Annotated in this window: 10 protein-coding genes; 4 read left to right on the top strand and 6 right to left on the bottom strand. The window is 36.8% G+C overall.

Annotation, left to right across the window (positions count from 1 at the left end):
* Positions 1–45: 45 nt before the first annotated feature.
* Entirely contained in the window at positions 46–345 is a 300-nt protein-coding gene (locus RM539_RS19350) for a putative quinol monooxygenase (protein ID WP_311505071.1), read from the bottom strand.
* The gene (locus tag RM539_RS19345) at positions 346–1,179 is read right to left on the bottom strand and encodes an SAM hydrolase/SAM-dependent halogenase family protein (RefSeq protein WP_311505070.1); all 834 of its coding nucleotides are present in this window, start codon (positions 1,177–1,179) and stop codon (positions 346–348) included.
* Positions 1,180–1,409: 230 nt separating this feature from the next.
* On the opposite strand from RM539_RS19345, the gene RM539_RS19340 reads away from it, so the two are divergent.
* From RM539_RS19340 to acs, 3 genes are all read left to right on the top strand, one after another.
* A complete protein-coding gene (locus RM539_RS19340; protein WP_311505069.1) occupies positions 1,410–2,363 on the top strand; it encodes a PhoH family protein in 954 nt (317 codons plus the stop codon).
* Between the two features lie 62 nt (positions 2,364–2,425).
* Entirely contained in the window at positions 2,426–3,373 is a 948-nt protein-coding gene (locus RM539_RS19335) for a phosphoribosylaminoimidazolesuccinocarboxamide synthase (RefSeq protein ID WP_311505068.1), read from the top strand.
* Positions 3,374–3,582: 209 nt separating this feature from the next.
* On the top strand, positions 3,583–5,490 hold the full coding sequence (gene acs / locus RM539_RS19330) for an acetate--CoA ligase (RefSeq protein WP_311505067.1): 1,908 nt from the start codon (positions 3,583–3,585) through the stop codon (positions 5,488–5,490).
* A 37-nt stretch (positions 5,491–5,527) separates the two neighbouring features.
* On the opposite strand, the gene RM539_RS19325 is transcribed toward acs, so the two are convergent.
* The 4 genes from RM539_RS19325 to RM539_RS19310 form a co-directional block, all read right to left on the bottom strand.
* Positions 5,528–6,193, bottom strand: coding sequence for a 3'-5' exonuclease (locus RM539_RS19325; RefSeq protein WP_311505066.1), 666 nt, complete (start codon positions 6,191–6,193; stop codon positions 5,528–5,530).
* Positions 6,190–8,109 carry a DUF294 nucleotidyltransferase-like domain-containing protein gene (locus RM539_RS19320; RefSeq protein ID WP_311505065.1) on the bottom strand — a complete coding sequence of 640 codons (1,920 nt, stop codon included), beginning with the start codon at positions 8,107–8,109 and terminating at the stop codon, positions 6,190–6,192. The genes RM539_RS19325 and RM539_RS19320 overlap by 4 nt, the downstream gene beginning before the upstream one ends.
* A gap of 70 nt (positions 8,110–8,179) precedes the next feature.
* Positions 8,180–9,256: a DNA topoisomerase IB gene (locus RM539_RS19315; protein WP_311505064.1), complete on the bottom strand. Its 1,077-nt coding sequence runs from the start codon at positions 9,254–9,256 to the stop codon at positions 8,180–8,182.
* A 124-nt stretch (positions 9,257–9,380) separates the two neighbouring features.
* A complete protein-coding gene (locus RM539_RS19310) occupies positions 9,381–10,469 on the bottom strand; it encodes a M42 family metallopeptidase (RefSeq protein WP_311505063.1) in 1,089 nt (362 codons plus the stop codon).
* A gap of 111 nt (positions 10,470–10,580) precedes the next feature.
* On the opposite strand from RM539_RS19310, the gene RM539_RS19305 reads away from it, so the two are divergent.
* Entirely contained in the window at positions 10,581–11,258 is a 678-nt protein-coding gene (locus RM539_RS19305) for a DUF4294 domain-containing protein (RefSeq protein WP_432264648.1), read from the top strand.
* Positions 11,259–11,454 lie beyond the last annotated feature (196 nt).

The following is an 11,454-nucleotide window of genomic DNA, read 5'->3' as shown; positions in this document are numbered from 1 at the left end:
TTCTCACTTCTCACTTCTCACTTCTCACTTCTCACTTCTCACTTCTCACTTCTCACTTCTCCAAATTTTGTCCACACTCCAAGCTTCCGGTTTTTCGTTGAATAAAATTTTGGTTTTTGCCCAAACGTCCTTAAACAAATCGGAATGGCGATAGTTTTCCAGAGCAGCTTCGTCTTTCCAGTAACTATACGTAAAAAACTGGTTGATATTGTCTTTTCCACGATACAACTCTAAAAATTCGCAACCTTCAAAACCACGAATTTTTAATTTGTTTTCTTCAAAATTATTCAGGAAAGTATCAATATTTTCAGGGGCAAAACCCATTTTTACGATTCTTATGAGCATTTATTCAAATTTTATGGTGACCGTATCTAAAAGGCCAAGCCCAAAAAGGGTAGAGGCACTGCCCACCGTATGGGGGTTACTCTTATAGATAGCCAGTTCTATATATCCTGCCGAATTAAAAACAGCAAGTTTTTTGCCATCTTCTTCGCCACGTTTTTCTTTTTCAATATTAAAATTTATCGCGTCACTGTAGGTTTCAAAAATTTCCGGAAAAGTCACCATTCTTGCGTTCATTAAAAATTCCCTGCCTTTTCCTACATTTTCAAAAAGTTTACGGGTGATATTTGTCACCACATTTCCGTAGTTATCAATATACAACACATGGCCAATGATTTGATTTTTTTCAGAATTTACCAGCGGCTCAAACTGTTTGAGGTATTTAATTTCATCTATGTTCTTTCCAATTACTTCAAGTGTACCGCCACGGGCAAGGTGACAGGCTACTTTTACAAAAACATCCAGCACGGGAAAGTTGGTTTCAATCCTGTCATGAATATTGATTTCAACAATTTTTTCAGGCTTAATTTCTGAAGCAAGTAAAGAAAGAATCCCATTATTGGCACAAATAAAATAGTGCTCATCCAGGTAAACTGCCAGATGTTTGTTTTCCGGGGTTAATTCTGAATCTATCCCAATAATATGAATACTGCCCTTTGGGAAACTCTTATAGGCATTTTTAATGATATAGGCCGCCTCGCTAATATGAAAGGGGGAAACTGAATGTGAAATATCAATAATTTCAACTTCATCCAATCCACTGTGAATAGCTCCTTTAACCGCTCCTGCAAAATAATCTTTCTCTCCAAAATCGGTAGTTAAAGTGATGATGGCCATAAATGATTAATAATATATTTTTAAGTTATAACGGGTTTTTTACCTAAGTTTGTATAGTAAGCGAAGATAATTTTATTTTAAGGAATCAGTTGGAAATTGACCAAAAATAAAACATCTTTAACAAGTAAAACCCTGCCGAAAACTGGTTTCATGATAACCAGATGATAATCAAAAGGCAGTAGTAAATTTTGAAAATTTCAACACTTCATATTAATTAAAACCATAGGCATTTGAATGAACTCGTAATTGAACTTTCGGAAATTAATCCGCGGGAATTTTTTGGTCAGCAAAACGAGAATATAGAACTTCTAAAAAAGTATTTTCCCAAGTTAAAAATAGTTGCAAGAGGCAGTAAAATAAAAGTTTTTGGTGATGAGGAAATGCTTGAGGAATTTGACAGGCGCTTTAGCATGCTCATGGATCACTTCGGGAAATTTAATAAACTGGATGAAAATGCCATAGAACGGGTACTTACCAGTAACAGTAGTGAAGATTATAATACATCTGAAGCTAGTGGCGAAGTTTTAATACATGGTGTTAGCGGAAAACTCATCAGGCCACAAACAGCTAACCAGAGAAAACTGGTGGAACTTACGCGTAAAAATGATATGGTTTTTGCCATTGGCCCTGCGGGTACGGGTAAAACTTATACCGGCGTAGCGATTGCGGTAAAAGCTTTAAAGGAAAAACAGGTAAAAAGGATTATTCTTACCCGTCCTGCGGTTGAGGCCGGGGAGAATCTTGGTTTTTTACCCGGTGACCTGAAGGAAAAGCTGGATCCTTATATGCAACCGCTTTATGATGGGTTACGGGATATGATACCACATGAAAAACTGGAAACTTTTATTGAGAAAGGAATAATTCAAATCGCTCCGCTGGCCTTTATGCGGGGGAGAACACTGGACAATGCCTTTGTAATCCTTGATGAAGCCCAAAATACCACCCATGCCCAAATGAAGATGTTCCTTACAAGGATGGGTAAAAATGCCAAATTTATGATTACCGGCGATCCCGGCCAGATTGATTTGCCACGAAGGGTAATATCTGGTTTAAAAGAAGCTTTGCTGGTGCTTAAAGATGTTAAGGGTATTGGCATGGTTTATCTGGATGATAAAGATGTTATCAGGCATCGACTCGTGAAGAAAGTAATCGCTGCTTATAAGGAAATAGAACATACAGAGTAAAAATTGTTTTAATTTAAAAATCATATTTAGGATTGTGTTTCTCCTAATAATTTTAATCATTAATGAAGAATACCATTACAGAAACAAATTTTAATTTTCCCAGTCAGCAATCTGTTTATAAAGGAAAAGTGCGGGATGTTTATGCACTGGATAATAACCGGCTGGTAATGATTGCCAGTGACAGACTTTCAGCTTTTGATGTGGTAATGCCCAAAGGGATTCCTTATAAAGGCCAGATCCTGAACCAGATTGCCACAAAAATGATGAAAGACACCGAAGATATTGTTCCCAACTGGCTTGAAGCAACTCCCGATCCAAATGTGGCGGTAGGTAGTAAGTGCGAACCATTTAAAGTAGAAATGGTTATTCGGGGATATTTATCTGGCCATGCCGCAAGAGAATATAAAGCGGGAAAAAGGGAATTGTGCGGAGTGGAAATGCCGGAGGGGATGAAGGAAAATGATAAATTTCCTTCTCCCATAATCACACCGGCCACCAAGGCAGAAAAAGGAGATCATGATGAAGACATTTCCCGTGAAAATATTCTGAATAGAAAAATTGTTTCTGAAGAAGACTACAAGATTCTTGAAGATTACACACGAAAATTATTCAAAAGAGGAACTGAAATTGCTGCAGAAAGAGGACTAATTTTGGTGGATACAAAATACGAATTTGGGAAAACAGCAGAAGGAAAAATTGTTTTAATAGATGAAATTCATACTCCCGATTCCTCAAGATATTTTTATAAGGAAGGTTACCAGGAACGTCAGGAGAAAGATGAGCCGCAAAAACAGCTTTCAAAAGAATTTGTGCGGCAATGGCTAATTCAGAATAATTTCCAGGGGCTGGAAGGGCAGCAGGTGCCGCAGATGAGTGATGAATATATTAATTCGGTTTCAGAGAGATATATTGAACTTTACGAAAAAATTACCGGAGAGAAATTCATAAAGGCTGATGTTTCCAATATTCAACACAGGATAGAAAATAATGTACTGCAGTATTTGAAGTAAAATTATAAGTTGATCATTAGATAAGCGATAGGGAATGTCCTATCGCTTTTTTTATGCGGTAAAATCAGGTTAAATCTTAAAAATGCTCTTGAAATTTAATTGATTTTCTATAGATTTATGTTCGTTATTAACATTTCGGTAAAAGCCTTTGTTCCAGGCTTAATTTTCTTCCGAAGCATTTATTAATTCAAACCAACTTTTCAAAAATTATGAGCAACTACAGCATTAAAAATTTAGAAGAATATTTTCAGGTATATCGAAAATCGGTACGGGAACCCGAAAACTTTTGGGAAGAAGTGGCTGAAGAGCATTTTACATGGAGAAAGAAATGGGATAATGTATTAAGTTGGGATTTTAGCAAACCTGAAATTAAGTGGTTTGAAAATGCAAAATTGAATATCACCGAAAATTGTATAGACAGGCATCTGCTTACCAGGGGCGATAAAACTGCAATTATCTGGGAGCCTAATAATCCAGAGGAAGATGCACTGCATATTTCTTATAAAGAACTACATGAGAGGGTAAATAAATTTGCCAATGTTTTAAAACAGAATGGAATTCAAAAAGGAGATAAGGTTTGTATTTACCTCCCGATGATACCGGAACTTTCTGTGGCTATGTTGGCCTGTGCTAAAATTGGAGCAATCCATTCCGTTGTTTTTGCAGGTTTTTCAGCAAGTGCACTTGCAACCAGGACTAATGATGCCGATTGTAAAATGCTTATTACTTCTGATGGCTCCTTCCGCGGAGGGAAGACTATAGATTTAAAAGGAATTGTGGACAAGGCACTGGAAGATTGTCCCAATGTAGAAACAGTTCTCGTTGCCAAACGTATTGGTTCTGATATTCATATGAAAGATGGCCGGGATAAATGGCTGCAGCCATTGTTGGATAGTGCTTCAGAAGATTGCGAGCCTGAAGTGATGGATGCCGAAGATCCTCTTTTTATACTTTATACTTCGGGCTCAACGGGCACACCAAAAGGTATGCTGCACACTACGGCGGGATACATGGTTTATACCGCATATACCTTTAAGAATATTTTTCAGTATAAAGAAAATGATGTCTACTGGTGTACGGCTGATATTGGCTGGATTACCGGCCACTCTTATATTCTTTATGGACCTTTGGCTAATGGGGCAACTACGCTAATGTTTGAAGGTATCCCTTCTTATCCTGATTTTGGCCGTTTTTGGGAAGTGGTTGAAAAACATAAAGTTAACCAGTTCTACACCGCACCAACTGCTATAAGATCTCTTGCAAAACGAAAAATTGAATTTGTTGAAAAATATGATCTTTCTTCCCTGAAGGTTTTAGGATCTGTAGGAGAACCTATTAATGAGGAAGCGTGGCACTGGTATAATGACAATGTTGGTAAAAACAAGAGCCCTATTGTAGATACCTGGTGGCAGACGGAAACCGGTGGCATAATGATTTCGCCAATTCCGTATGTAACACCGTCTAAACCAACCTACGCCACCCTGCCTTTTCCTGGGGTGCAGCCGGCACTTATGGATGAAGAAGGAAAAGAATTAAAAGGTAACCAGGTAGATGGCCGGCTGTGTATTAAATTCCCCTGGCCTTCTATGGCAAGAACCATTTATGGAAACCATCAGCGTTATAAAGACACCTATTTTTCAGCTTATGAAAACAAATATTTTACAGGTGATGGTGCTATGCGGGATGAAGTTGGTTATTACAGGATTACCGGTAGGGTAGACGATGTGATTATCGTTTCCGGTCACAATCTTGGTACTGCGCCAATTGAAGATGCGATTAATGAACATCCTGCGGTGGCAGAATCGGCTATTGTTGGTTTTCCGCATGAAGTAAAGGGAAATGCTTTGTACGGATTTGTTATTTTGAAGGAAACAGGAGAATCACGTAACCAGGATAATCTTCGAAAAGAAATCAATCAGCAGATTGCAGATAAAATTGGTCCAATTGCAAAGCCGGAAAAAATCCAGTTTGTGAGCGGACTTCCAAAAACCCGAAGCGGAAAAATTATGAGAAGGATTTTAAGAAAAATAGCTTCCAATGATACTTCTAATTTGGGAGATACTTCAACATTATTGAATCCTGAAGTGGTAGATGAAATAATTGAAAATAAATTGTAGGTTAAATAGGTTCTCCGGTAATCTTTTTCTGGAGAACCTAATATCTGTAAAGGTTCTTCAACTTTCTGGCATTTTTAAGTCTCCCCAAAATTTTTAGAAAAGCAATGGCGGTAATAAATGCATCGCCCGCAGCGGTATGCCTGTCGGTTACATCAATGGTATAGGCATCGGCAATTTCATCTAAAGAATAGTTCTTATTCCGGTCTATTAGATTAGATAAAATTCGTGTACGTTTATAGAGGGTGCCGGTATCCAGGATCTTGTTCTTTAATTTAGGGAGTCCTATGCGCTTCAAAGCCCGGTTTATCATAGTAATATCAAAATTAGCATGATGTGCCACCAGTACTGAATTTTCGATGTATTTTAGAAACTGGATTACCGCTTCTTCTTCGGAAAGAGAAGTGATTCTTTCATTTTTAATAATTCCATGGATTTTTACACTTTCCGGATCAAATTTTTCCTGATTAATGTAGACTTCAAAGTTATGGGCTATTTCTATTTTATTATTTTGGATACTTACAGCTCCAATGCATAACATACGGTCGTCATCATAACTGAAGCCTGTGGTTTCTGTATCGAGTACCACAAACCGTATCTTAGAAATGTCTTCAGATAATTTCTGCTGAAAATGTTCTGTGTATTCCTTCCAGAACTGCGGTAGATTTTCAGGCTCCTTTTTCCTCTTAAACCAATTGAAAATCATAGATATGGTGAAATTTCGAATCTGATCTTTATTAAGTCCTGAACATCTTTAATGCTTTTAAAACATCTTTTTAATTTGATTTTTTCTTCCTTGGTCAGGTCCTTTAAATTAATAAACCTACCGCTATCTTTATTTTTTAAGCCATGTCTCGTCCGGAATTTTAGCAATGCCTTTGAAGAATAGGAGCAGGCAAGATAAAGCTCCCTGTTTTGCGTCTCCAGCTGGGCAAGTTTTTCAAAACGTTCGGCAGTGTTACTTATATTTTTTACATTATGTGAAAGGCTTAGAACCCTCCCGGCATCTGTAAGCGGGGTAATTGCTCTTTTCTTAATGTCGAAAAAATCTTTATTGTTACCATCCTGTTCCACAAGAAACTGACGGAAGAAACCCAGTGGAGTAGGGTTTCTCAAGGCACTGGCAGCAAGAATACTAAGAAATTTTTTGTTGTTTTTAACCTCTTCAAAAATATGATCTGCCAATCCGTTGGAAAGTCTAATATCCCCATAGGTAATATCATAGTCAAAGAATATGGAACATAGCAGGATTTCATCACTTCCCGGTGCTGTAATCCAGTCTGAAAATTTAGATTTCCATTCGGTGTAACTAAGGCAGTAATTAAGGTTTCTTGCCATCATATCTGCAGGACAGAATTCATAGCCAATAGTCTTCAGCCTTTTGGTAACTTTCTTTGCCAGCTTTAGGAAATATTCACGGGTTTCTTCCAGCTTTTCTTCGGGAATATCTTCAAAAATTAGCGCATTATCCTGATCGGTTAGTAATAGTTGTTCTTTGCGGCCCTGACTTCCCAGTGATAGCCAGGCAAATTTGACTGGTGGAGGAGTGTCAAGTTTTTCTATACAACGCTCTATTGTGCGCTTTATAGTAGCATCGTTGAGCTCAAACATAATTTTTGATATATGTGTAAGCGGAATATTGTGATCTATGTAACCCCTTAAAAGATAGGTTATCCGGTTTCTGATTTTTTTAAGTTTTTTTGTACTGCCTGCCCGTTTAATGGCCTTCATCAGCACCGAAGGATTATTGCCCTGAAAAACCATTATATCGTGTTCAGAAACTATTCCTTTAATTTTGGTATTTGGCGTACCGTCTTTTGTAATGCAAATATGGTTGATGTTGTGTTTCATCATAGTAAGCTGCGCCTGGGCTATAGTGAGATGTTTGGAATAGCAAATTACGGGGGAACTCATAATTTCAGAAACAGGAGTATCTATGCTAAGACTTCCTGTGGCCACGGTTTTTCTAAAATCAACATCGGTTACAATACCTGTGGGAAGGTCATTTTCTACAATAAGTATAGAACCCACTCTCTTTCTGCTCATAAGTTTGGCGGCAGTTCTAATTGTAGTCTCCGGAACTGTGGTAATAATCTTTTTCACTACAGGGACCGGCTGAAGCTCAAACATACTGTCTGGTTGGAATTCTTCAGAACTTTCTGAAATTAATTTTCCTTTATGTTCCGTGGAATAGGGATTTCTGGTATTAGAGGCAAAACTTTCTAAAAGAAAATTTCCCACTTTTATATTAGCCTCGGCAACAGGCTTAAAAATAGCAATAGGAATAGCGTATAAAATACTTTCTTCTTCGGTTTCAGCATTAATAAGGTAGTTTTCTTTGGCAAAAAGAGGTCTTAATCCAAATATATCACCTTCATCACATTTATCTATAGTTTCGGTTTCGCCGTTATCCTTTACCTTCTGAAGATCTACCGCTCCTTTATTTACAATGTAAAACTGGTCATGGCCTTCATCACCTTTCCTGAAAACAGCTTTGCCTTTTTCGAAATAGATCACCCTAACTTCCCTTGCAATCATCTGTAATTGCATTTCATTAATAAGTGAAAATGGAGGGAATTCCTTTAGAAAATCTGCTATTCTTGCTGCAATGGTATTCTTCATAAAACTAATTTAGAGAAAACTGCTGAAGAATTTACGTTTTAATTAAATTGAAGAAGAAATAGAGACGTTGTTAAATATCAATTTCGTAATCTTCAATCATTTCAAGAATCACTTTTTCTGTATTCGAGAGACTGGTGTAATTTTGGTGATTATCCTCCTTTACCTTTTTAAAGTAGGGGACAATTTCCCCGGTTTCGTATGCCTGAACTATTTTTGGGTGCACGTAGTAACTTCTGCAAACTGCACGTGTATTTCCCAACCCGGAGGCAGCAGCATCATAAGCAGTAATAAGGTTTTTTTTATTTTCCTTTTCTTCTGAAGTATAGCCGATCTCTTTTAAGGTTTCAAAAAAAATCTTTGTAGCAGACCAGGTCCTGAAATCTTTAGCCGAAAACATGTCGCCGCTTAATTCATGAATATAATCATTAATCATCCCGCTGTCTAAGGCCTGCTTATGGCCTTTTTCATCATAAAATTTGAATAATTCCCATCCTGGAATTTCTTCACATTGATTAACTAGTTTAATCAGTTTTTTATCTTTTACGCTAATAGAGTGTTCCTTTCCTTTCTTACCTACAAATTCAAATTTTATTTCATGCTTATAAGTTTTAACATGACGGGTTCTAAAAGTGGAGAGGCCATAGGTTTTGTTGTTTTTTGCATAATAGTCGTTGCCAATCCTAATATGAGTTTCTTCCATTAACCTTATGATAAGTGCCAGGATTTTTCTTTTTGACATATTATCCAGATCCAGATCTTCATCTACCTGTTTACGGATCTTCGGAAGTAGCTTGGCAAAGGCAGCAATTTTAAAAAACTTTGTCTGATTTCTGATTTTGGACCATAAAGGATGGTACATATATTGTTTTCGCTCTTTATCATCTCTCCCCACAACCTGTAAATGGCCATTATCCAGATGAGTAATTCGCACATTCTTCCAGGCAGGAGGAATAACAAGTTTTTTAATGCGCTCAAGCACTTTTTTATCAGCTATTTTTTGATCTTTACGGTAATATGCAAATCCTCTCCCAACTTTTTTTCGATTAATAGATAGATGATGTTCAGATACATAAACCAGATTAGCCATTTTTACAGCTTCAATGGGATTTTCAATTAGAGTGTTAATTTCTTCAGAAGAAAGATTCATTGCTTTTTCTCACAATATAATCTGAAAACTGTGCGGGTGCTGATAAAATATTGTGAAAGTTGAATTAATAAAAACAAAACTCCTTTCCAGGTAACAGAAAGAAGCTTTGGAATTTCAGAAAATATTATTCAAAATAATTAAAGGTCTCTCCTTCTTTTATTTTAAGCACACTCTCATAAATTAAATTTATTACACCTTCCACATCTTTTTTATGAACCATTTCCACCGTGGTATGCATATAGCGCAAAGGCAGGGAAATAAGTGCCGATGCCACTCCGCCATTACTGTATGCAAATGCATCGGTATCGGTTCCTGTCCAGCGGGAATTTGCCATTCTTTGAAAAGGTATATTTTTTTCTTCGGCAGTTTCAATTAAAAGTTCCCTTAATTTGTTCTGAACAGCAGGCGCATAAGAAATCACGGGGCCATCTCCAATTTTTGTAAGGCCATTAGTTTTCTTTTCTATCATTGGAGTAGTAGTATCATGAGTAACATCGGTTACTATGGCTATATTTGGCTTAATACGCTGGGTAATCATCTCGGCACCGCGTAGGCCAATTTCTTCCTGGACAGAATTAGTAATATACAATCCAAAGGGCAGTTTCTTTTTATTTTCTTTAAGTAGTTTGGCCACCTGAGCAACCATAAATCCGCCAATGCGGTTATCAAGCGCACGGCATACAAATTTATCTTCGTTAAGAACAAAGAATTCATCAGGATAGGTTATCACACAGCCTATATGAACTCCCAGATTCTCTACTTCTTCTTTTGTTGAACAGCCCACATCTATGCAGATATTGTTCATTTTCGGCGATTGTTCCTTTTCTTTATCGCGTGTATGAATGGCGGGCCATCCAAAAACCCCCTTTACTATTCCTTTCTTAGTATGAATATTTACTCTTTTGGAAGCAGCAATTTGATGGTCGCTTCCACCATTTCTAATCACATAAATTAAACCATCGTCGGTAATGTAATTTACATACCAGGAGATTTCGTCAGCATGTCCTTCAATTACCACTTTAAATTCAGCTTCGGGATTTATAACCCCAACTGCAGTACCGTAGGTATCGGTTATAAATTCGTCTACATATGGCTCCAGGTATTTCATCCAGAGTTTCTGCCCCTCCGATTCATATCCTGTAGGAGCGGCATTATTTAAATATTTCTCTAGAAATTCTAGCGATTCTGTATCAAGAGTTTTTTCTGATGTCATAAGATATAAATTTGCACGAATTTAATAAGAATAAAGGGCTTTGCAATCCCAGATTGATTAATTTTGGAATGGTTTTAGCTGAAATGCTCCTGGAATTTATAATTTTGAAGAGTGAGATATATTTTATGTATATTATGGTTTCTGGCAGTTGCTGAAGGATATGCTCAGCAGGAAATTGATAATGATTCTATTGAACCAACGTACATGATTATTGAAGGTGATACTGTGCCGCGAATGACTATAGATCTTGACGAGGTTGTTTTGCTTAGAAAATTGAAGTTTAAAGATAATGCTGAAAGAAGACGTTACCTTATATTAAGGAGAAAGACCAGGAAAGTTTATCCTTATGCAAAGTTAGCTTCAGAAAGGCTGTTGGAACTGAATAGCCGCTTGGAGAAAATTGATTCAAAACGGTCCAGAAAGAGATATACCAAAATTGTTCAGAATTATATTGAAGATCAATTTTCTGAAGAATTAAAGAAGTTAACCCATACTGAAGGACAAATTTTGGTAAAATTGATTCATCGCCAGACCGGAACCACGACTTTTAATCTTATAAAGAACCTGAAAAGTGGCTGGCGTGCATTCTGGTATAATACAACTGCCAGCTTATTCGAAATATCGCTGAAGGAAGAATATCATCCGGAATCTAATCAGGAAGATTTTTTAATAGAAGATATTTTGCAACGTTCGTTTCAGTCTAATATTCTGGAACCACAGGCTACCGCTCTGGATTTCAAATATATTGAGCTAACGGATAAGTGGAGTGACGGCAAGAAAAATAGCTAAATTTCTTCATAATATTTCTGATTTTAAAATCCTTTTGTTTATCTTTTAATCATCAGATTAAAATTAATTACAATAAAATCCCTGGTTTTATCTTAGAATTTCATTTAAAAAAGAATTTATAAACTCTAATTTTCAGGTTCTTGATTATTGGAAATTATTTTGTTTCGATTTTTTTTAAAACTGTTTTGCAAAAGCT

It is taken from the genome of Autumnicola musiva, assembly GCF_031846585.1.
Taxonomy (GTDB): Bacteria; Bacteroidota; Bacteroidia; order Flavobacteriales; family Flavobacteriaceae; genus Autumnicola; species Autumnicola musiva.
The sequence above is the reverse complement of the archived record's forward strand: the minus strand, read 5'-3'. Positions and strand labels throughout refer to the sequence as shown.